This is a genomic window from Serratia inhibens (assembly GCF_003591175.1).
Classification (GTDB): domain Bacteria; phylum Pseudomonadota; class Gammaproteobacteria; order Enterobacterales; family Enterobacteriaceae; genus Serratia; species Serratia inhibens.
In genome coordinates this window covers 1,348,115-1,370,218 of the sequence record NZ_QYYG01000001.1, presented here as the reverse complement: position 1 = coordinate 1,370,218, position 22,104 = coordinate 1,348,115, and the positions used below count along the sequence as shown (strand labels likewise).

Sequence of the window (22,104 nt, the reverse complement as noted above, 5' to 3'; positions counted from 1 at the left end):
GTTGGTATGTCTACGCACATTGGCGAGCCGCAAGACTCGTATTCAGAGCAGATCCCTCAGGACGAGCGGCGTTTCACCCGTATGGGATGGTTAGTGGTTGGTTTGGGCCTGTTTGGCTTTTTCGCCTGGGCAGCATTCGCGCCGTTGGACAAAGGGGTTGCGGCACCTGGGTCCGTTACCGTTTCCGGCAACCGTAAAACGGTGCAGGCGCCGGCCAGTGGCATTATCACAAATATCGCAGTTAAAGAAGGCGATAAGGTTAAAGCCGGCGAAGTGCTGGTGCAATTGAGCCAAGTGCAGGCCCAGGCTCAGGTCGCTTCGCTGCGGGACCAGTACTACACCACGCTGGCTTCGGAAGGGCGGTTACTCGCTGAGCGAGACGGATTAAGCAAAGTCACTTTTTCACCCGTTTTTGAGCAAATCAAAGATCAGCCACGCGTTGCCGAAATCATTGCGTTGCAAACACAGTTGTTTTCTTCCCGGCGCCTGGGGCTGCAAAGCGAAATTGACGGCTATAAGCAGTCAATGGACGGCATGCGTTTCCAGTTAAAAGGTCTGCAGGACTCACGGGTTAACAAACAGATCCAGCTTTCGAGTCTGCGCGAGCAGATGAACAGCATGAAACAGCTGGCTGCGGACGGTTATTTGCCGCGTAACCGCTATCTGGAGGTTCAACGTCAGTTTGCCGAGGTGAATAGCAGTATCGATGAAACCATTGGGCGGATTGGTCAACTGCAAAAGCAACTGCAGGAATCGCAGCAGCGGATTGATCAACGCTTTGCCGATTATCAGCGTGAGGTCAGAACCCAGTTGGCGCAGACTCAAATGGATGCCAGTGAATTCAGAAATAAGCTTGAAATGGCGAATTTCGATCTCGGCAACACGGCGATCACTTCGTCGGTAGATGGCACCGTGGTCGGATTAAGTATCTTTACTCAGGGGGGCGTCGTGGGAGCGGGTGACCACCTGATGGACGTTGTACCCAGCCAGGCTACGCTGGTGGTGGATTCTCGCCTCAAGGTAGAGTTGGTAGATAAAGTGTACAACGGGTTGCCGGTGGATTTGATGTTTACCGCCTTCAACCAAAACAAGACCCCGAAAATTCCGGGAACTGTGACGTTGGTTTCCGCCGATCGGCTGGTGGACAAGGGGACCGGTGAACCCTATTTCCAAATGCAGATCACGGTAACGCCTGAAGGCATGAAGATGCTGAGTGGGGAAGACATCAAACCAGGTATGCCTGTGGAGGTGTTTGTGAAGACCGGTTCACGCTCACTGTTGAGTTATCTGTTTAAACCTATTTTGGATCGCGCTCATACTTCATTAACCGAGGAATAATTTTGATTCAATTTAAACGACAGGTTGCTGGCCTTGCTATCAGTACCCTCTTGTTTGCGATATCTGCGCCGGTTCATTCGATAGGGATTCTAGACGCATATTCGCTGGCACTTGAAAAAGATCCGACCTTCCGGGCGGCAATAAAAGAGAAAGAGGCGGGAGACGAAAATGTGAATATCGGCAGGGCGGGGCTGCTGCCGAAGGTATCGGGCAATTACCAGAACTCGCCGAAAAACTGGCAGACGCAGAAATATCCGGCGAGTGACATTTTTGGCGATGTCAGCGAAGTCACCCAGCGCAGGCAGTATCGCAGCTATTCCAGCTCGATTACGTTGACACAACCGTTGTTCGACTATGAGGCTTATGCGCGTTACAAGACCGGTGTTGCTCAGACATTGATGTCTGACGAACGTTATCGCAGCAAGTTTCTGGATTTGGCGGTGCGGGTGATTTCCGCCTACGTGGAGGTGGCTTACTCGAAAGACCAGATCGCGTTGGCTTCAGCCCAAAAGGTGGCTTATAAAGAACAATTGGCGCTGAACGATCGTTTGATGGGCGCAGGGGAAGGCACCATTACTGACGTTGCGGAGACCCAGGCCCGTTACAGCCTGGCCGAGGCGCAGGAGATTGAAGCGCGTGATGCGTTGGATGCCGCTCAGCGCGAGTTGGAGGTGATTATTGGTGTCCCGCTCAACCAACTGGATGAGCTGCAAACGTTACGCCCAGGAAAATTCCAGGTGGCGCCACTAATCCCTTCCAAATTTGAAGAATGGCAAAAGATCGCTCTGGAAAATAACCCGATGTTGGCGGCGTCGCGCCATGGTGTTGATGCGGCGAAATATGAAGTGGAAAGAAATCGCGCGGGTTTTATGCCCCAGGTGCAACTTTACGCCTCGCACTCTGAAAATGACTCCAGCAGCGATAACACGGTTAATCAGAAGTATCGCACCGACAGCATTGGCGTGCAGGTTAGCGTCCCCATTTATGCTGGTGGAGGTGTTTCGGCGTCAACCCGACAGGCTGCTGCACGTTACGGACAGGCAATGTTTGAAATGGATGCCCAGACGGGCACCACGCTGAATGATTTACGCAAGCAGTTCAACCTGTGCATCAGCAGCCGTGCCAAGCTGGCTGCCTACGAGTTGGCGGTCAAGTCGGCGACCACTCAGGTCACGGCTACCCGGCAAAGCGTGCTGGCGGGGCAACGCGTCAACGTAGATGTGCTTAACGCGGAACAACAGTTATACAGCGCGCAAAAGAACCTGGCGTCGGCGAAATATACCTATATCAAGGCTTGGATCACCCTGCTAAGTGATTCAGGTACCCTGGATGAGCATGATGTGAAACGTGTGGCTCAGTACTTTGCCATGAATCGTTGAGCAATAATGCGACAAACAGCCATTTTACTCTAAGTATTAATCTGAAAGAGCAGCCGAAAGCTGCTCTTTCTTGCTTTCATACGTTATGTTATTGGCTGGCTATGGGGGACTGAGTGCGCCTGGCTCCTTTATTGAGAGCTATTATGTTGTCAGATACGTAACCTACCATCCAGTCAGAACACTCGTCTTTGTTGCCTGGGTTGGTGCTGGTAGCGGTTTGTGGAGTGACAATAACTTGAATTGAAGCATCAGTGATTGGTAACTGGAAGCCAAGGGCGGTAGCGTGGCTTGATTTCCATGATATTTTTGCTGGGTAGCAGGTACGTTTTAGCTGGTATTGTAAGTATACCCATTTTAGCTCCATACACTTTTTGAGATTTCCGGCTCTTCAGTCATCAGCCGGTATTCTTCCGGCGTCAGGTTATTCAGGGATTCATGAGGCCGCTCGCTGTTGTATTCCGTCAGCCAGCGCTCTGTGATTTCCCGTGCTTCATTCAGGGTTCTGAACAGATAAAAATCCAGTATCTCTGTCCGGTACGTTCGATTAAAACGTTCGATGAAGGCATTCGGCGTTGGTTTTCCCGGTTTGATAAACTCCAGCATCACGCCATGCTCTTCAGCCCACTGCGCCAGAGTTAGCGAGATTAGCTCTGGGCCATTGTCTATCCGCAGTTTCAGCGGATAACCCCGGTTTGCCACGATCTTGTCCAGTACTCTGACCACCCGCTGCGCCGGGATATTCAGATCGATTTCTATTGCGAGAGCCTCGCGGTTAAAGTCATCCACCACATTGAGGGTTCGGAAGCGTCTGCCACACACCAGCGCATCATGCATAAAATCTATCGACCAGCTCTGGTTAAGTGCTTCCGGCGTCGCTAGCGGAGCCGGATTGCGCACCGGAAGACGTTGTTTCCCCTTGCGGCGAAAATTGAGTTTCATCAGGCAGTAAATCCGGTGAACTCTTTTATGGTTCCAGATATTGCCCTGTCTGCGAAGTACCTGAAAAAGCTTTTTAAATCCATATCGCGGATAGCGTTCAGCCGCCACGGTCAGTGCCATAATCACCGGCTCATCACGTCGCGCATCTGGCTGATAACGCAATACCGTCCTGCTCAGCGATAACGTTCTGCATGCCTGACGTATGCTCATCGTAAATTCCGCTGTCAGATAGCTGACGAGCTCACGCTTTATCGCTGGTTTTAAAGCTTTTTTTCAATGACGTCTTTTAATGCCCGATTCTCAAGACTCAGATCGGCAAACATCTGTTTCAGACGGCGATTTTCATCCTCCAGATCTTTCATCTTTTTGATATCAGAGGCTTCCATACCACCAAACTTCGCTTTCCAGTTGTAATAGCTGGCTTCGGAAATGCCGGCTTCGCGGCAGACATCCTTGACGGTACGTCCGGCTTCGACGGACTTGAGAACGGCGATGATCTGGTGCTCAGTGAATCGGGCTTTACGCATGGTGATCTCCTCGGAGGACATAAACAGTATGTCGGAAGATCTCTAAAAGTGAATGGTCCGGTTTACAGGGATACTTACAGGAAGGGATCAGAACTTTATGGTTATTCCATCGATGATTTTTAAAATTACGTGATGGTATGGTTGAAATGATAATGAAAATTATTTTTTGGTCTTCATATTTATAAAAAACAGAACGTTTTTAGCGGGCGAGAGGATAAGGGTGGTTAAATGATAGGTGAGAAATTAATTGATATAATTGTACCTGTATATAATCAGGTTGAGGTTATTCACGACTTTTTAAAGTCAGCCAGTGATATTGACGAAGGACTGGTTAATGTTATATTAGTTAATGATGGTTCAACAGACGGTACAGAATTAGAAATAACCAAGTATATTAGCGATTATAAAAAAAATAATTTCCACTTGATAAATAAATGTAATGGTGGGGTTTCATCGGCAAGAAATACAGGGATAAAAAACACCAACTCTCAATATATTTGGTTTTGTGATCCTGATGATATTATCAAAAGTGACTTAAATGATGTGTTTTCTATTTTAAAATCAGAGCCTACAACAGATGTATTTGTTTTTTCATATGAGACTCACTATGTTAATACTGGGAAGATAAGAGTGAATGACAGGCGTCACGAGATATTAAGTGGAGGTGATTTTTTATTAATGCATAACAACCTGAGTAATAGTTATTGGTATCCGGCTTCTGATGGGACTTTGTGGGACAAGATATACAAGAGAGACTCAATATTAGGATTGTTATTTGATGAGGGAATGATTTGCTCGGAGGATTTCAATTTCAATTTTAATGTTTTTAAGCGCGTTTCTCGAGTGATGATTTTAAAAAATATTTTATATAAATATAATGTTTATGCAGGTGGGACATTATCTTCCACATTTAATGAAAAAATATTTTCTGATAGAGTAAGTGCTGAGAGGGAGACTATTATTTTTTTAAAGGAAAAGAAAGTGAGTGTCAGGAATGAGGTCAAAAAACATATCTTAAAAAATATCCATCTGCTTTCGTTACATTCAAATAAAAATTTGCTTGATTTTTATGAAAGCGAACACTCTTATTTTTGTGAGAAAATTTACCCTTTCTCTTCATATCGTGAAATAACTTTTTTTATACTATCTAAGTTTAACATCTATGTTTTTTCTCTTAACGTTTATCGATTTTTGAAAAAAAACATTAATAGATGACTATTTTTTTAAATTTTATATATTCTCAGAATATGATGAATTTATTTTTTTAGAGGGAGTGTTTGACGGTTAGTGGTTTATTATTTATTTCTGAGGTTATTTTATTTAAATGAGAGGTTAAAATGCAGCATGCCTTTATAAAGAAGCAATCCAATGTCAAAAAATAAAATTATTGTTAAAAACACTATTTTTCTTGCAACTAGGACGGTACTGTCAATAATTATTTCTTTCTATACTACTCGAGTAATACTTCAACAATTAGGTGCTTCTGACTATGGCCTGTTTAGTGTGGTTTATGGGATTGTAGGGTTTACTGTTTTTTTATCTTCGGCAATGAACGAGTCAGTGCAAAGATTTATTGCTATAAATATTGGTAAGAAAGATTTACAAGCGTTAAAAGACACTGTGTGGAATGGTTTTATAACCTATTTGGGGCTTGGTCTGATATTTTTTGTTTTTTTGATGCTATTGCGGGATTATTTGGTAATGAATTTCCTGAATATCCCTACTTCATCGATAGATATAACAAAACAATTGTATACTTTGGCGGTTTTCACAATTATTATATCTATAATGCAAACGCCATTGAATGCGTTAGTAATTGCGCATGAAAAAATGTCATTCTATGCATATATGTCTATATTTGATGTTTTTTCAAAGCTGATAATCTCTTTTCTTATTTCTATCGTGCATCATGATAAGTTGTTTATATATTCATCACTGCTTTTGTTATCATCATTGCTCGTTTTATTTATTTATTTTCTCTATTGTTTTAGTCGGTTTAAATATTCTCTTGTAGGAGGGAGGTTCTCCCTGTTAACAATAAAGTCTATATCTGTATTCTCATTTTGGAATGTGTTTGGTAACTTTGCCTTTATATGTAGAACTCAAGGTATCAATGTTACTATGAATTTGTTTTTTTCAACGACAGTAAATGCTGCGTACGCACTATCTAACTCAGTTTTAAATGCAGTGTCATCATTAACACAATCACTTGCAATGTCTATACGACCACAAATTTTGAAAACTTACGCTGAGGGAAATAAAGAAAGACATAATGCATTAATAATGATGGGTTCGAAATATACATTTACGTTATTGTTTATATTAAGTAGCCCAATATTATTATGCACAGAAAGTGTCCTTTCTTTATGGTTGGTTAGTACTCCTGAATTCACAGTAATATTTGTACGTTTTGTATTAGTTGTAGCCCTAATAGATAGTTTCTCTTCTAGTATAATTGCTGGAATTCAAGCTTCTGGTAATATAAAGATATATCAGTTGGTTGTTGGTTTTTTTGTTTTTATTAGTCTTCCATTGGCGTATTTTTTATATTCATTAGGTTTTCCGGCGTATAGTGCATTTATACCATTAATATTCATGTCATTGCTTAATTTGAACTTGAGGGTTTATTTTTTATGTAAGAACTCAAATTCAAAGTTTGATTTTGCTAAATATTATTCGAGTGTGATAATTCCTTGCGTCTTTGCTGCTGCATTGGCTCTAACCTTGAATTTATTTTTGAAAAACAGTGTAGCCTATGATGGAACCATAAAAACTATAGTAATGCTTTGTGCTCATTCGCTTTTATCTTTCTTGGTTTTTTTTGTGGTCGTATTATCGTCAAAAGAAAGATCTTATTTATTTGATTATGTATGGAGGAAGCTGAAATGACCATAGAAAAAATTGTAAATAATAATCTATGCACTGGGTGTGGCGTGTGTGTATCGGAGGATAAAATAGGGAATTCCAGTATGCGTTGGAATGAAGATGGATTCCTTATACCAACGGTAACTTCAAACTCTGATTTGGCAAAAATGGAAAAAGTGTGTCCTTTTAGTTTGAAGAATGAATATAATGAAGATTACCTTGCAAAAAAATTCATTGATAACTATCAATATATTGATGATGATATAGGGGTCTATACATCATTGCATGCTGGGTATTCTTTAGAGTATAGAAATAGCTCTTCATCAGGTGGTGTTGCGACATATGTATTTGAGAAACTCTTATCTTCTAATTATGTAGAACACCTATTTATTGTTAAAGAAATAAATGGTAGATATGGTTACCAATTATTCAGTTCTGTTGATAAAATAAAAGAGATATCAAAGACACGATATTATCCTGTAACTCTTGAATCGCTTTTTTCTGAAATTGAAAAGATTGAAGGAAGAGTGGCTGTTTCAGGGGTTGCCTGTTTTATTAAAGCGATAAGGCTAAAACAAAATATTTATCCTGAGTTGATAGATAAAATTCCGTTCTTGATTGGGATTATTTGTGGTGGTTTAAAAAGTAAATTTTATACGGATTTCCTTGCACAGTCAGCTGGTTGTTCATCTGAGTATGACTCTCCTGAATATAGAGTAAAAAATGCCAAAAGTTATGCATCGGACTATCAGTTTTCTTGCAAAGAAAAAGGGAATAATAGAATACATGTTGTTGAGATGCAGCGTTTAGGTGATATGTGGGGAACTGGTCTCTTTAAGTCTAATGCTTGTGACTTTTGTGATGATGTTACTACGGAACTTGCGGATATATCTCTGGGGGATGCATGGATAAAACCATATAATCAAGAAGGGCTGGGTAATAGTATCGTTATTGCTAGGAGCCAATTGGCTGCTGATATAATATCACAAGGTATTAACTCCGGTGATTTGAAGTTTGATGTCCTTGATGTTGATAGGATTAAGGCTTCCCAACAAGGGAGTTTTAATCATCGACATAAAGGGCTATTATATCGAATAAATAATGCGAAAAAAAATAATCGTGAATTCCCTAAGAGAAGAAAGCGTTTTCTGGTAAAACAAAATATGATATTTAATCTTGTTCAAAAGGAACGACTTATTACCAGGGAGAAAAGTATTAGTGTTTGGAGAGAGACAAAAGACATTACATCATTTAATGAAAGATTTAAGCCATATATCATGAGCCTTTATCAGAAAACAACCATAAATCACAAATACTTGCGTATTAAAGAAAAACTTAAAAAAGCCATAGGGATTAATAAATGAAAATAGCTATTCTTACTATTCCATTAAACCATAACTATGGTGGGAATCTCCAGAATTATGCCCTGCAAGTGACATTAAAAAATATGGGGCATACTCCGGTTACAGTTAATTATAAAAAAGGGGTACGCAGGAGTTTTGCGAGAAGATATTTATCAAGAATAAAGCGTTCTCTCTTAACAAATAAGATGCAACCTCCTTATAAAATAACAGAGGAAGAAGGTATTTTAATTGAGAAGAATCATGCTAATTTTATAAAAGAATACATAATAATATCTGATGGTTTCTATAGTGAGGGTGAATTAAAGGAATTCTTCTATAAAGAAAAATTTGACGCTGTAATTGTTGGTAGTGATCAGGTATGGAGACCTAAATATACTCCGAAAATTGACCCATTCTTCTTCAGCTTTTTAAAAGGAGATGATGAAATAATTAAAATAGCATATGGGGCATCTTTTGGTACGGATGTTTGGGAGTATACACCTGAAGAAATGAGTATATGTGGCAATTTGATTAAGGATTTTGATTTTGTCTCAGTCAGAGAGTCACTTGGTGTTGAAATGTGTCAAAAGCATTTCAATATATCAGCAGAGCATGTGTTAGATCCAACTCTTTTATTAAATAAAAAGGATTACATAGACGTTTTAAAAAGAAAAGATCTTCCTGATAATAAAGGAAAGATATTTAATTACATATTGGATTCTAGTGGTGACAAGAAAGAGCTGATGTTGAGAGTTTCTGAGGTTTTGGGTAAAGAAACTTTTTCTACTTATCCATATAAAACTATAAAAGACTCATTTAAAATTAATGATATAGAAAATTATCAGTACCCCCCCGTAGAAGCATGGATTAAATCATTTTATGATGCGGATTTTGTTGTAACTGACTCGTTCCATGGTACGGTTTTCTCTATTATTTTTAATAAACCGTTCATTGCTATATCGAATAAAGCAAGAGGTGCAGCAAGGTTTACATCCTTGCTGAAAATGTTTGGCCTTGAAAATAGACTGGTTAGTGATTTCGCAGATGTAAATGCTGAAATTATAAATACTTCAATTGACTTCGATAGAGTAAATGCAATCTTGGAAAGTTCTAAAGAAACCTCTATAAATCTTATCCGTAAAGCTCTTGATATTAAAAAATATAAATAGTTGGTCGTGACGCTGATTTAGTGGTAGTGATGTATTGTCAGATACCAGCCGATGATTTTATCGTGCATGACCTCTGACTTTGAGAAGCAGATAGTCCTGCGGGCAAGCCGCTTAAGATGAGTTCGCAGGTTAAGATGATGTCGCTCTATCCGCTGGGTGTATTTTTTGCTGACAACATGACAGGTTGAAGCCAGTAAAGTCCGGTAAACAGGCCAGGCGTCAGTCATATAGAAAGCGATATTAAACGGGCTCAGTAAAACCAGAAGTCTCCGTAAAGTCAGGGCATTGCGTGGACCGAATACATGGGCGAGGACACGCTTGCGGATGCGGTCATAAGCGTAGAATAACCAGCGTGGATTGCTCTTAGACCGCACGTAAGACCATTGTTCATTGGCTTCACAGCAGATGACGACCTCTGCGCCCGGCGCGCCCGGCTCAACGTTTTGCGCTACCTGGAACGGTGCAAGTTTTTTAGATGACGGAGAACGGTGTTGAGGCTTATTTTCAGCACTCTTGCCGTATCACTGCATCCGGAGCCGCTCATTGCCATATCAACAATAGTCTGATGAGTTTCAGGTTTAGCGCCGTTGTAGCGATAACTGAGCTGGAAAGTTTTCAGACAGTGTTTACAGCGATAGAGTTGTGTCCCTGAACTGGAATGACCGTTTCGGATCACACCATTTGTTTCTGAACAGCGGGGACAAACCACATCAATCTTTGCCATCAGTAGACTCAAAAGACAAAGAATAAACCAACACTAAATCAGCGTCACGACCTGGAGTTGGCAGAGCAAAAATCTAAACGGCTATCGTTAATTTGCACGAGGCGGTTTGAAAGCTGGTCTTTTTGACGCAGGCGATACTAAGTGTGAGGTTGTCGTCTATTTCAACGGGAGGGCAGATATTCTCGTTGGCGGGGGAACAATGAAAAAATCCCCCAGTGAAATAGTGTAAAAACGTGGTCGACTACGATCGCATATAAAGTAGTTTAGAGGTGTTTATGAAAATTATAGTTACTGGTGGTGCAGGTTTTATTGGTTCAGCTGTTGCCCGGCATATCATTAATGACACGCAAGACCAAATTCTGGTGCTGGATAGTTTGACCTATGCTGGCAACCCAGAGTCTTTGGCGACCATTGCGGACAATGAACGCTATTCGTTCGAACAGGTAGATATTTGCAATCGTCAGGAGCTGGACCGTGTATTTGCTGATTTTAAACCCGATGCCGTGATGCATTTGGCCGCTGAAAGCCACGTTGACCGTTCTATTGATGGTCCTGCGGCCTTTATCGAAACGAATATTGTTGGTACTTACACATTGCTCGAAGCAACTCGTCATTACTGGTCGGCTCTAGATGCTCAGGCGAAAGAAGAATTCCGTTTTCACCATATATCAACGGATGAGGTCTACGGTGATTTGCATGGCACTGACGATTTATTTACTGAAACGACAGCTTATTCCCCCAGCAGCCCATACTCAGCATCGAAAGCTGCCAGCGATCATTTAGTTCGAGCTTGGTTACGTACTTATGGTTTGCCCACGATAGTCACTAACTGTTCAAACAATTATGGCCCGTACCATTTCCCGGAAAAATTGATCCCACTTATCATATTGAATGCATTAGATGGTAAGCCATTGCCGGTGTACGGCAATGGCGCTCAAGTCCGAGATTGGTTGTATGTTGAAGATCATGCCCGCGCACTATATACCGTGGTGACAAAAGGTATTGTAGGAGAGACTTATAATATCGGTGGTCATAACGAGCGTAAAAATATTGAAGTAGTTCAGACTATTTGCCGCCTTTTGGACGAGTTGGTACCAGAAAAACCTGAGGGTGTGTCGAATTACGAAACTCTGATTACTTATGTGGCCGATCGACCTGGCCATGACATGCGTTATGCCATTGATGCATCAAAAATTGAAACCGAGCTGGGGTGGACACCGCAAGAAACCTTTGAGAGCGGTATACGTAAAACCGTTGAGTGGTATCTGGTTAATGAACTGTGGTGGAGCCGTGTAAAAGATGGTTCTTATGCAGGTGAACGCTTAGGGCTGACTGGCTAAACAATTTTAAGGAATTTAACATGAAAGGTATTGTTCTGGCGGGGGGATCCGGTACTCGTCTTTATCCTATCACGCGTGGTGTATCCAAACAGCTGTTGCCTATTTACGATAAGCCAATGATTTATTATCCGATCTCAGTACTGATGTTGGCTGGCATCCGCGATATTCTCATTATATCAACACCTGAGGACTTACCTTCTTTCCAGCGTCTGCTGGGTGATGGCAGCCGTTTTGGGATTAATCTAAGCTATGCGGTACAACCAAGCCCGGATGGTTTGGCGCAAGCATTCCTGATTGGTGAAGAATTTATTAATGGTGATCGCTGCGCATTAGTTTTAGGTGATAATATTTACTTTGGTCAAAGCTTTGGCAAAAAATTGGAGAACGTCGCTGAGCGTACTGACGGAGCCACCGTATTTGGTTATCAGGTCATGGATCCCGAACGTTTTGGCGTCGTTGAATTTGATGAGAGTTTCCGGGCTTTGTCGCTGGAAGAAAAACCAACAGTACCAAAATCCAATTGGGCTGTGACCGGGCTCTACTTCTATGATCAGAACGTTGTTGAAATGGCTAAGCAAGTTAAGCCATCATCCCGCGGTGAACTGGAAATTACCACGCTGAATCAGATGTATCTGGAACAGGGGAAACTTAACGTTGAGATCCTGGGCCGTGGTTTTGCCTGGTTAGATACGGGGACTCACGATAGTCTTATCGAAGCCTCACAATTTATTCATACCATTGAACATCGTCAGGGTTTCAAGGTCGCTTGTCTGGAAGAGTTAGCTTACCGTAAAGGCTGGTTGACTCGTGAACAAGTGGCGGAAGAGGCAAAACTGCTGAGTAAAACGCAATATGGACAATATTTAGCGCAATTGCTGGTGGAGAGATAAGATGCAGGTTATTGATACTCGAATTCAAGGTGTAAAAATCATCCAACCTAAAGTGTTTGGTGATGCGCGAGGTTTTTTCCTAGAGACTTTTGAAAAGAAACGTTATCAGGAGATGCTAAACATTGACGTGGATTTCGTGCAGGATAACCACTCGCGTTCTTCCAAAGGTGTATTGCGCGGCCTACATTTTCAAAAGTTAAACCCGCAAGGAAAACTGGTCCGCGTGGTACGCGGTGAGGTTTTTGATGTTGTGGTTGATATTCGAAAGAGTTCCCCAACATACGGTGCTTGGGAGGGGGTAGTATTGTCTGAGGAAAATAAGACCCAATTTTGGCTTCCGCCTGGCTTGGCTCACGGTTTTGTAGTTCTCTCTGAAACAGCTGATTTCGAATATAAATGCACGGATTATTACAATCCAGCCCATGAAGGTTGTTTATTATGGAACGATCCGGCAGTTGGTATTGAGTGGCCAATTGAAAATCCATTGTTGTCGGAAAAGGATAAAGTCGGGCAATTATTTAAGGAACTTGCGTAATGAAGGTTCTATTAACCGGTGCTAAAGGGCAATTGGGTAGCTGTTTCCAGGACCGTCTCCCAGCTGGTTGGGAGGTTTGGGCAACGGATTCTGATGTGTTGGATATTACCGACCTCGAAAAAGTGAAGCGTGCTGTAATTGATTATCAACCTGATTTTGTTGTTAATGCTGCTGCTTTCACTGCTGTTGATAAAGCAGAAACAGAGCATAAAACGGCCGCATTGATTAATGAGACAGGGCCGAAAAATCTGGCTTTGGCAGCGAACGAAATAGGTGCTCGTCTAGTACACGTTTCAACAGATTATGTATTTGATGGCGAGGCCATCACGCCATATATTGAAACAGCCAAGACGAACCCTTTAGGGGTATATGGTAAAACCAAGCTTGATGGTGAAATTGCTGTTAGCCAGATTCAACCCGATGCTTTGATTATCCGAACTGCCTGGGTTTTCAGTGAGTATGGTAATAATTTTGTTAAAACAATGCTGAGGCTAGCGCAGGACCGTGAAACTTTAGGGGTGGTATCTGATCAGTTTGGATGCCCTACTTATGCTGGTGACATTGCTCAAGCAATTATTGTTCTATTGCAGAAAAAATCGGCAGGTGGTATTTATCATTTTTGTGGCGATGAAATGGTTGCGTGGAATGAGTTTGCAGAGGTTATTTTTTCATCGGCCTTACGGCAAGGGGTTTTGACCAGAAAACCGGTGGTTAATGGCATTACAACCGCACAGTATCCTACGCCAGCCAAACGACCAAAATACTCGGTGCTTGATTGTGAAAAAATAAAGAACCAAGGCGTAATACTTTCTCTATGGAAGAGCCGTGTTGATGAAGTTATTGCAGCCAGCAATAATAAATAACGTTCCAGGTTAATAGAGTTGTTATTTATATAAAAATACCCGTTTGTTGCTAACATAGAACTTCCTCTGCTCGCCATGAACAGGTATTTTTGTTGAGTATGCACCGCTGCCTATGGGGTGCGTTCTGTCTCAGAGGGGTTGCAATGCAACATGATAATGCAATAGTCGTAGTTGTTTATAATAAAGATATTGAGGATTCAATTACACTCAATACACTTGTTAATTATGACTTTCATAATAGTAAACTTGTTATTCACAATAATGGTCCTAAAAATATAACCTTGACTGGTGATATAGCAAGTAAAATAAATGATAAATTTAAGGTTGTAGAGTTGGTAAATTGCCTATCCAACTCTCCATTGAGCATGTTATACAATAAGTTCATTCAAGATAATATAGGGGTAAAGCAATTTATTATATTAGATGATGATTCTACTATTACTGAAGAGTTTGTTCAGGCTATAAATTGCAATGAAGCAGATATGGAGTTGCCTCGTATTATTTCTCGTACTGATCATGTAACTTATTATCCCATAGAGAAAAAGAAAGTAGTTACTGTCGATCGTGAACTTGATCCGAGAAATTCATTCTCTATTGGTTCTGGATTGGTTATTCATCGTTCTTTGGTTGAAAAGTTTCAGAAACATAATATAAGCCTTTTCGATGAAAACTATGCACTGTATGGTGTTGATGTAAGTGTTTTTCGAAGAATGTACCAATTAATAGATAAGGGCGAAAATTTTAAAATAAAAACGTCTTCGTTCCTCAAACACTCACTTTCCCGAACTGAGGGGAAGGAGAGTCCTTTCCGGATAAAAGAGCGTCTTATTGATATCGCTGTCACAACAAGAAGATACCCGACGTTACGTATGCATATCCACTTGTTGAAAAAGATTGTGATTAATCTTGTTAGTTTTCAGTTTGATAATGTTTCTTCAATACTTAAAGCGTATTTTACGGGGATGCATCCACGATGCAAGGTTGTAGATTCTCACCGTAATTTCTGAGCAGAGATACATATTTACTCGAGGCAGCTCTTTGGCTGCCCTTTAACTTCACCAAGTAATTTTTATGTATTATGCCTTTCACTTCACTTGCCTCGCAGAAAGATGCTGCCTCCAAAATATAATCCATTCGTTCAGCAACACCTCACGAAAAAATTCATCTATTACGTAATGATTATTCGTCTCCGTAAAAAGTACATGATGTAACTGTAAGTATCCCTGTAAAACGAACCATTCACTTTTAGAGATTTTCCGACATACTGAATATGTCTTTTGAGAGGTTCGCTCTGGAAAATAACCCGATGTTGGCAGCGTCGCGCCACGGTGTTGATGCGGCGAAATATGACGTGGAAAGAAATCGCGCAGGTTTTATGCCCCAGGTGCAACTTTATGCCTCGCACTCTGAAAATGACTCCAGCAGCGATAGCACGGTGAATCAGAAGTATCGCACCGACAGCATTGGCGTGCAGGTCAGCGTACCTATCTACGCCGGTGGCGGCGTTTCGGCGTCAACCCGTCAGGCTGCCGCACGCTATGGGCAGGCAATGTATGAAATGGATGCCCAGACGGGCACCACGCTGAATGATTTACGCAAGCAGTTCAACCTGTGCATCAGCAGCCGTGCCAAGCTGGCTGCCTACGAGTTGGCGGTCAAGTCGGCGACCACTCAGGTCACGGCTACCCGGCAAAGCGTGCTGGCGGGGCAACGCGTCAACGTCGATGTGCTTAACGCTGAGCAACAGTTATACAGTGCGCAGCGCGATCTGGCATCGGCGAAATATACCTATATCAAGGCTTGGATCACCTTGCTGAGCGATTCAGGCACTCTCGACGAAAATGACGTGAAGCGAGTGGCGCAATATTTTGCTTTGGGCCGCTAAGCCAGCGCAGAGAATCCCCTAAACTTTCGTTATGAGCATTAATCTGAAAGAGCAGTCTTGAGCTGCTCTTTTTTGTCCCAATACGTTATGTTAGCTGCAAATGGTGCTCCAGCTTTGACCCAAAATAGTTCATTTTCCCCGTAAGTTACTTCATGGGGGCTGATTGGCTTGGAGGGAGCCTGTTTTTTAACATATATGCAACTGTTTTATGTGTAATTGTATGACTTTATAATGGTGGGTAAGTTGGCTTTAAGCCGTACTCTCGTTTATAAGCCAGACGATTGAGTAAAGGATTAATAATGTCAAAAATAATTCCTGTGGTTATGGCTGGCGGTACCGGCAGTCGGCTGTGGCCGCTATCGCGCGAATCGTTCCCCAAGCAATTTTTATCCATTGATGACAGCGGATTTAGCCTGTTGCAGCAAGCCCTGCAACGTTTATCCGGGCTTGATGGTGTGGAAGTCGCCGCGCCTTTGGTTATCTGCAATGAAAATCATCGGTTTTTGGTTGCGGAACAACTGCGTGAAATCGATCAACTTGCGACCAATATTATTCTGGAGCCCGTTGGGCGTAACACGGCACCAGCAGTGGCGTTGGCTGCGCACCTGGCCGCAGAAGAAGATGAAGACAGCATGCTTTTGGTGCTGGCTGCCGATCATTTGATTAAAAAGGTAGAAAATTTTCACTCGGCAATAAAGACGGCAGTTCAACACGCCACCGAAGATCATTTGGTGACGTTCGGGATTATTCCTGGGAATCCGGAAACTGGCTATGGCTATATCAAGCGCGGCAGCGCACTCTCTGACAAATGCTTCAAGGTCGACGCTTTTGTGGAGAAACCCTGCCGGGACAAGGCCGTTGAGTATCTTGCAAGCGGTGAGTATAGCTGGAACAGCGGCATGTTCATGTTTAAAACAGCCAAGTTCTTGCAGGAGTTGCAACAACACAGCCCGGAAATCTTCAGCACAACCCAGCAGTCTGTGGCCGATAGCCAACGTGATATGAATTTTATCCGTGTTGATCAGGAAATATTCAAGCACTGCCCAAGTGACTCCATTGACTACGCAGTCATGGAGAAAACGCATGATGCGGTAGTCATTCCTATTGATGCCGGCTGGAGCGACGTGGGCTCTTGGTCGTCCTTATGGGAAGTTTCCGAAAAAGATGGCTTGGGGAATGTAAACGTTGGTGAGGTTATCTCTATCGACTCCAACAATAACTACATCTCTTCGGACTCCGCTCTGGTGGCGACCATTGGCTTGGATGATCTGATCGTAATCAATACCAATGATGCGTTGTTGATCTCGACTAAAGATCGTGTCCAGGATGTCAAAAAAGTGGTTGATGAACTGAAGAAACGCAATCTTCATCACTTCCGCCAACACTCCTCTTCTTATCGTCCATGGGGCAAGATCTGCGATATTGACAGCGGTGAGCATTTCCAGGTCAAAAAAATCATTGTCCGTCCCGGCGAAGGGTTGTCAGTGCAGCGCCATCTTCACCGCGCAGAACACTGGGTGGTCGTCAGTGGCACGGCCAAAGTGAATGTTGAAGATAAAGAATTCTTCTTATCGGAAAACCAATCCACCTTCATCCCGGCCGGCAGCGTTCACACGCTGGAGAATCCTGGGAAAATCGATCTTGAAATTATTGAGGTTCGATCAGGATTTTACCTTGAAGAAGATGATATTGAGCGGTTACACGATCGGTATGGCAGAGTTTAATTAAAGGGTTTGGTGATGGAAAAGTTAACGTGTTTTAAAGCTTATGACGTGCGCGGTAAATTAGGTGAAGAACTGAATGACGATATCGCCTACCGCATAGGGCGCGCTTATGGCGAGTTTTTGAAGCCAAAGACCATTGTTTTGGGCAGTGATGTACGTTTGACCAGCGAAAGTTTGAAGCTGTCTCTGGCAAAAGGTTTACAGGACGCTGGCACCGACGTTATCGACATCGGCATGACCGGGACTGAAGAGGTTTATTTTGCCACCTCGCATCTGAAAGCTGACGGCGGCGTGGAAGTGACGGCCAGTCATAATCCCATCGACTATAACGGCATGAAGCTGGTTCGTGAAGGTTCACGCCCGATCAGCGGGGATACCGGATTACGGGCAATCCAGGAGTTGGCGGAAGCCAATCAGTTCCCTGATCCTGCCACCATTCGCGGTAGCTATGTTCGTCAGGATGTGCTGGCCGATTATGTTCAGCATGTGCTGTCTTATGTGAATACCGAAAACTTTAAACCGTTGAAACTGGTTATCAACTCAGGAAACGGTGCGGCCGGGCATGCAATCGATGCGATTGAGGCATCTCTTAAGGCCCTGAACGTCCCATTGGAATTTATTAAGGTCCATCATCAGCCAGACGGCACATTCCCCAATGGTATTCCTAACCCGTTATTGCCCGAGTGTCGTGCAGATACGGCTAATGCTGTACGTGAACATGGTGCAGATATGGGGATCGCGTTTGATGGCGACTTCGATCGTTGCTTCCTGTTTGATGAAAAAGGCGATTTCATCGAAGGCTACTATATTGTTGGCCTGCTGGCGGAAGCTTTTCTGCAAAAACAACCAGGGGCCAAAATCATTCATGATCCACGCCTGAGCTGGAACACCATCGATGTTGTGAATAAAGCTGGCGGTGTACCTGTGATGTCCAAAACGGGTCATGCCTTCATTAAAGAGCGTATGCGTTCAGAAGATGCCATTTATGGTGGTGAAATGAGCGCCCACCACTATTTCCGCGATTTTGCTTATTGCGATAGCGGCATGATTCCTTGGCTGTTGGTGGCTGAACTGGTCTGTGTCAAGGGCCAGACTCTGGGGCAACTGGTGCAGGACCGAATTGCGGCTTACCCGTCCTCGGGAGAAATCAATATCAAACTGTCGCAACCGGCAGCTTCCATCGAAAGCGTGAAGCAACATTATCTGGCCCAGGCCGGTGAAGTCGATTACACCGATGGGATCAGCATGGAATTTGCCGATTGGCGTTTTAACTTGCGTTCATCCAATACCGAACCGGTAGTGCGTCTCAACGTTGAGTCACGTGCGGATGTAGCGTTGATGCAAGAAAAAACAAAAGAAATTTTGGCGATGCTGTCTCGCTGATGTCATTACCACGATGTTGCATCAGAACAGGGCTGCTACGTGCAGCCTTGTTTGTTTGAATGAACGTCATGGGCAATAATCAAAATTTATATCTTTAGCGCCCTAGGCGCGTATAAGGAGTTGTTATGGCGATTTTAGTCACTGGCGGTGCCGGTTATATCGGTTCTCATACCGTGCTGGCTTTGTTGGGGCGTGGCGAAGATGTTGTTGTGCTGGACAACTTGTCGAATTCATCAAAGGAATCGTTGCACCGCGTCGAACAGCTGGCCGGTAAAGCGGCAAGGTTCTACCAGGGCGACATTCAAAATGGTGAATGTCTGCGCAATATCTTCGACGAGAATAAAATTTCAGCCGTGATCCACTTTGCCGGTCTGAAAGCAGTCGGTGAGTCAACTCGCAAACCCCTAGAATATTATCAAAATAATGTTTCTGGCACTCTGGTATTACTGGAAGAAATGCGTCGTGCAGGGGTGACCCGTTTCATCTTCAGCTCTTCTGCCACTGTCTATGGCGCCAATTCCCCGGTTCCTTATGTTGAAACCACGCCGATCGGCGGGACCACCAGCCCTTACGGCACATCGAAACTGATGGTGGAGCAAATTCTGCAGGACTTCGCCAAGGCAGAACCTCAATTTTCCATTATTGCCCTGCGATACTTCAACCCGGTTGGGGCCCATGAGTCGGGGATGATTGGTGAAGATCCAAATGGCATCCCGAATAACCTGCTGCCTTATATTGCACAGGTAGCGATAGGCAAACTGGAGAAGTTGGGTATATTTGGCGGCGATTATCCGACGAAAGACGGTACCGGGGAACGCGACTACATCCATGTAATGGATTTGGCCGAAGGACACCTGATGGCGATGGACCATCTGAAAAACGTTGATGGTTTCAAAGCGTATAATCTGGGGGCTGGGGTAGGGCACTCGGTGTTGGCCATGGTGCAGGCTTTTGAAAAGGCTTCTGGTGTGAAGATTGCGTACCAGATCTTGCCTCGTCGCGACGGGGACCTGCCAGCCTTCTGGGCTGATGCAAACCTGGCACGCGAGGAGTTAGGTTGGGAAGTACGGCGTGGCATTGAGGAAATGATGCGCGACACCTGGAATTGGCAAAAGAATAACCCTCAAGGTTACCGTAATTAACTATTTTCACTGAAAATACTCGTACACTCTCCTCAAATCATGATTGCGGCTTGTAGCCTACAGGCTGCGATCATATGTCTAAGATATATCCTGATTTTTAGTAACCACAAAAACTATATCATTGCTAACCATTTGATTGATATTGTATTTTCGTGGTAAGCATTTTAATCTGCGTGTTTAATGAACGTTCATTTTCAGATAACCCTGAAAGAACGGATAATGTACAGGTGTTTTGATAGGTAAGGTGATAGCATACGCAACAAAAATATTGCGCTGCTTTCCTATGTATCCTATCAGGATGACAAGAGCATGACTTATTGTGCCATGGGGGGGATGCCCATAGTCGTGGTGTAAGAGAGTGCACTAAAATTTATTTAAATATCAGTCTATTGGTAGCTGTTGAGCCAAGGGCGGTAGCGTGCTTTTTTTTCGACTGCGATGATCGGATCGTTTTCGAATTGGCTGTGCGAACTCGGTCCATCTGCAGGTTATGAAACCGTAGCATTTGTGATGAGTGGTACACCCTTGTCCTTCCACCAGTGACATGAAAGATGTAGCAAGTACAGCAAATTAATCTGGTGTATTTGCTTAAGTTGTTGAAACTATGGTGCTATATAGCTGAGCGTTATAAGGATAAAAAATGTTACTTCCAGTAATTATGGCAGGCGGTACAGGTAGCCGTCTTTGGCCAATGTCCCGTGAACTTCACCCTAAACAGTTTTTGCGTTTGCATAGCCTGCACTCGATGTTGCAGGAAACGCTGAAACGTCTTGATGGGGTGGAAGTTAGCGAGCCTGTCGTAATCTGTAACGAAGATCACCGGTTTATGGTGGCTGAGCAACTGCGTCAAATTGACATGTTGTCACATAACATCATTCTCGAGCCTGTTGGCCGCAATACGGCGCCGGCTATCGCTCTGGCAGCCTTGAATGCCATCGCTCAGGGGCATGACCCCATCATGCTGGTGTTGGCCGCAGACCATATTATTAAAGACGTTGCAACCTTCCATAACGCGATAGAAGCCGCAATGCCCTATGCGGCCGGCCAGAGCCTCGTTACCTTTGGCATTGTGCCAAGCGGGCCGGAAACCGGATATGGTTACATCCAGCGCGGTGAAAACTCTGGTGAAAATGCAGTGGCATGCAGTGTAAAGCGTTTTGTTGAAAAACCCGATCTTGCTACCGCGCAGGCTTACGTGGACTCCGGAGACTATTTCTGGAATAGCGGCATGTTCATGTTCCGCGCCAAACGGTATCTGGAAGAGCTGGAGGCATTCCGCCCGGATATTTTGGAAGCATGTCGCCGTTCTCTGGCTGATACCGAGTGCGATAAAAACTTTATCAACGTTAATTTTGATGCATTCTCCAGTTGCCCAGACGAATCGGTTGATTATGCGGTGATGGAGAAAACTCACGATGCCGTTATGATCCCGCTGGATGCCGGTTGGAGTGATGTCGGTTCGTGGTCGGCCTTGTGGGAAGTCAGTCAGAAAGATGAGGCAGGTAACGCGTTGACTGGCGACACCTTCCTGCATAATACCCATGACTGCTATATCAATACCGACGAAAAGTTGGTTGCCGCTGTGGGCGTAGATAACCTTGTGATTGTTAACACCAAGGACGCTGTGCTGGTGGTTGATAAGTCCAGGGTTCAGGACGTTAAAAAAGTCGTTGAACATCTGAAAAAGCATAAACGCAGCGAATACAGAAGACACCGTGAGGTTTATCGCCCATGGGGCATTTGCGACCTTTTGGTGGATGAAAAACGCTTTAATGTGAATCGCATCACCGTGAACCCAGGCGAGGCTTTCTCTTTGCAGATGCACCATCATCGCACAGAGCATTGGGTGGTGCTTGCTGGTACGGCAAGAGTGACTACCGGAGATAAGACTTTCCTGCTGACCGAGAATCAGTCCACATTCATTCCTATTGGTGTGATTCACCGCTTAGAGAACCCGGGAAATATCCCGTTGGAATTGATTGAGGTGCAGGCAGGTTCTTATTTAGGCGATGATGACATTATTCGTATTAAAGATCATTACGGTCGTTGCTAAATTTT

The 22,104-nt window shown here is 43.6% G+C and carries 17 protein-coding genes and 1 pseudogene; 16 read left to right on the top strand and 2 right to left on the bottom strand.

The window, feature by feature from the left end:
- Positions 1–6 precede the first annotated feature (6 nt).
- Together D4100_RS06520 and D4100_RS06515 are read left to right on the top strand one after the other, a co-directional pair.
- Positions 7–1,338, top strand: a complete 1,332-nt coding sequence (locus D4100_RS06520) for an HlyD family type I secretion periplasmic adaptor subunit (RefSeq protein WP_119803638.1) — start codon at positions 7–9, stop codon at positions 1,336–1,338.
- 2 nt (positions 1,339–1,340) lie between these two features.
- Positions 1,341–2,717 (top strand): TolC family outer membrane protein, encoded by a 1,377-nt coding sequence (locus tag D4100_RS06515; protein WP_119803636.1) that lies wholly within the window; start codon positions 1,341–1,343, stop codon positions 2,715–2,717.
- 354 nt (positions 2,718–3,071) lie between these two features.
- Here the strand turns inward: D4100_RS06515 and D4100_RS06510 are convergent.
- Positions 3,072–4,183, bottom strand: a protein-coding gene (locus D4100_RS06510) for an IS3 family transposase (protein WP_119803634.1) whose coding sequence is annotated in 2 segments (ribosomal slippage) — positions 3,072–3,922 and positions 3,922–4,183 — 1,113 coding nt in all. Because the reading frame shifts where the segments join, the coding sequence is not laid out codon by codon here.
- A 228-nt stretch (positions 4,184–4,411) separates the two neighbouring features.
- Between D4100_RS06510 and D4100_RS06505 the strand changes: the two genes are divergently transcribed.
- The 4 genes from D4100_RS06505 to D4100_RS06490 all read left to right on the top strand — a co-directional run bounded on the left by D4100_RS06505 (position 4,412) and on the right by D4100_RS06490 (position 9,560).
- A complete protein-coding gene (locus D4100_RS06505; protein WP_119803632.1) occupies positions 4,412–5,398 on the top strand; it encodes a glycosyltransferase family 2 protein in 987 nt (328 codons plus the stop codon).
- Positions 5,399–5,551: 153 nt separating this feature from the next.
- Positions 5,552–7,072 carry an MATE family efflux transporter gene (locus D4100_RS06500; RefSeq protein WP_119803630.1) on the top strand — a complete coding sequence of 507 codons (1,521 nt, stop codon included), beginning with the start codon at positions 5,552–5,554 and terminating at the stop codon, positions 7,070–7,072.
- On the top strand, positions 7,069–8,412 hold the full coding sequence (locus tag D4100_RS06495; RefSeq protein ID WP_119803628.1) for a Coenzyme F420 hydrogenase/dehydrogenase, beta subunit C-terminal domain: 1,344 nt from the start codon (positions 7,069–7,071) through the stop codon (positions 8,410–8,412). Before D4100_RS06500 ends, D4100_RS06495 begins: the two co-directional genes overlap by 4 nt.
- On the top strand, positions 8,409–9,560 hold the full coding sequence (locus D4100_RS06490; RefSeq protein ID WP_119803626.1) for a polysaccharide pyruvyl transferase family protein: 1,152 nt from the start codon (positions 8,409–8,411) through the stop codon (positions 9,558–9,560). The genes D4100_RS06495 and D4100_RS06490 overlap by 4 nt, the downstream gene beginning before the upstream one ends.
- 17 nt (positions 9,561–9,577) lie before the next feature.
- Here D4100_RS06490 and D4100_RS06485 read toward each other — a convergent pair.
- Positions 9,578–10,284 (bottom strand): IS1 family transposase gene (locus tag D4100_RS06485; RefSeq protein WP_119803624.1). Its coding sequence is split into 2 segments (ribosomal slippage): positions 9,578–10,026 and positions 10,026–10,284, totalling 708 coding nucleotides; the frame shifts between segments, so codons are not numbered across the junction.
- A gap of 275 nt (positions 10,285–10,559) precedes the next feature.
- Here D4100_RS06485 and rffG point away from each other — a divergent pair.
- The 10 genes and pseudogenes from rffG (at position 10,560) to D4100_RS06435 (ending at position 22,099) form a co-directional block, all read left to right on the top strand.
- Entirely contained in the window at positions 10,560–11,624 is a 1,065-nt protein-coding gene (gene rffG, locus D4100_RS06480; protein ID WP_119803622.1) for a dTDP-glucose 4,6-dehydratase, read from the top strand.
- A gap of 20 nt (positions 11,625–11,644) precedes the next feature.
- Complete coding sequence (rfbA, locus tag D4100_RS06475; RefSeq protein ID WP_119803620.1) at positions 11,645–12,514, top strand: glucose-1-phosphate thymidylyltransferase RfbA; 870 nt, start codon at positions 11,645–11,647, stop codon at positions 12,512–12,514.
- A 1-nt stretch (position 12,515) separates the two neighbouring features.
- The gene (gene rfbC, locus D4100_RS06470) at positions 12,516–13,049 is read left to right on the top strand and encodes a dTDP-4-dehydrorhamnose 3,5-epimerase (RefSeq protein ID WP_119803618.1); all 534 of its coding nucleotides are present in this window, start codon (positions 12,516–12,518) and stop codon (positions 13,047–13,049) included.
- A complete protein-coding gene (rfbD, locus tag D4100_RS06465) occupies positions 13,049–13,912 on the top strand; it encodes a dTDP-4-dehydrorhamnose reductase (RefSeq protein ID WP_119803616.1) in 864 nt (287 codons plus the stop codon). The genes rfbC and rfbD overlap by 1 nt, the downstream gene beginning before the upstream one ends.
- A gap of 143 nt (positions 13,913–14,055) precedes the next feature.
- Positions 14,056–14,919 carry a glycosyltransferase family protein gene (locus D4100_RS06460; RefSeq protein ID WP_244941640.1) on the top strand — a complete coding sequence of 288 codons (864 nt, stop codon included), beginning with the start codon at positions 14,056–14,058 and terminating at the stop codon, positions 14,917–14,919.
- A 269-nt stretch (positions 14,920–15,188) separates the two neighbouring features.
- Positions 15,189–15,797, top strand: a pseudogene (locus D4100_RS06455) (TolC family protein); the annotation flags it as partial.
- Positions 15,798–16,096: 299 nt separating this feature from the next.
- Positions 16,097–17,521, top strand: a complete 1,425-nt coding sequence (locus D4100_RS06450; protein ID WP_119803612.1) for a mannose-1-phosphate guanylyltransferase/mannose-6-phosphate isomerase — start codon at positions 16,097–16,099, stop codon at positions 17,519–17,521.
- Between the two features lie 15 nt (positions 17,522–17,536).
- Positions 17,537–18,904 carry a phosphomannomutase CpsG gene (gene cpsG, locus D4100_RS06445; RefSeq protein ID WP_006320945.1) on the top strand — a complete coding sequence of 456 codons (1,368 nt, stop codon included), beginning with the start codon at positions 17,537–17,539 and terminating at the stop codon, positions 18,902–18,904.
- Positions 18,905–19,029: 125 nt separating this feature from the next.
- Complete coding sequence (gene galE, locus D4100_RS06440) at positions 19,030–20,046, top strand: UDP-glucose 4-epimerase GalE (protein WP_119803610.1); 1,017 nt, start codon at positions 19,030–19,032, stop codon at positions 20,044–20,046.
- Positions 20,047–20,686: 640 nt separating this feature from the next.
- Positions 20,687–22,099: a mannose-1-phosphate guanylyltransferase/mannose-6-phosphate isomerase gene (locus D4100_RS06435; protein WP_119803608.1), complete on the top strand. Its 1,413-nt coding sequence runs from the start codon at positions 20,687–20,689 to the stop codon at positions 22,097–22,099.
- The last annotated feature ends 5 nt before the right edge of the window (positions 22,100–22,104 follow it).

Bases quoted from the DNA above. Each gene is read 5' to 3' on its own strand.
- rfbA (WP_119803620.1), top strand. From the start codon at position 11,645: ATGAAAGGTATTGTTCTGGCGGGGGGATCCGGTACTCGTCTTTATCCT.
- D4100_RS06435 (WP_119803608.1), top strand. From the start codon at position 20,687: ATGTTACTTCCAGTAATTATGGCAGGCGGTACAGGTAGCCGTCTTTGG.
- D4100_RS06490 (WP_119803626.1), top strand. From the start codon at position 8,409: ATGAAAATAGCTATTCTTACTATTCCATTAAACCATAACTATGGTGGG.
- rfbC (WP_119803618.1), top strand. From the start codon at position 12,516: ATGCAGGTTATTGATACTCGAATTCAAGGTGTAAAAATCATCCAACCT.
- cpsG (WP_006320945.1), top strand. From the start codon at position 17,537: ATGGAAAAGTTAACGTGTTTTAAAGCTTATGACGTGCGCGGTAAATTA.
- D4100_RS06500 (WP_119803630.1), top strand. From the start codon at position 5,552: ATGTCAAAAAATAAAATTATTGTTAAAAACACTATTTTTCTTGCAACT.
- D4100_RS06495 (WP_119803628.1), top strand. From the start codon at position 7,069: ATGACCATAGAAAAAATTGTAAATAATAATCTATGCACTGGGTGTGGC.
- galE (WP_119803610.1), top strand. From the start codon at position 19,030: ATGGCGATTTTAGTCACTGGCGGTGCCGGTTATATCGGTTCTCATACC.
- D4100_RS06505 (WP_119803632.1), top strand. From the start codon at position 4,412: ATGATAGGTGAGAAATTAATTGATATAATTGTACCTGTATATAATCAG.
- rfbD (WP_119803616.1), top strand. From the start codon at position 13,049: ATGAAGGTTCTATTAACCGGTGCTAAAGGGCAATTGGGTAGCTGTTTC.
- D4100_RS06460 (WP_244941640.1), top strand. From the start codon at position 14,056: ATGCAACATGATAATGCAATAGTCGTAGTTGTTTATAATAAAGATATT.
- D4100_RS06450 (WP_119803612.1), top strand. From the start codon at position 16,097: ATGTCAAAAATAATTCCTGTGGTTATGGCTGGCGGTACCGGCAGTCGG.
- D4100_RS06520 (WP_119803638.1), top strand. From the start codon at position 7: ATGTCTACGCACATTGGCGAGCCGCAAGACTCGTATTCAGAGCAGATC.
- rffG (WP_119803622.1), top strand. From the start codon at position 10,560: ATGAAAATTATAGTTACTGGTGGTGCAGGTTTTATTGGTTCAGCTGTT.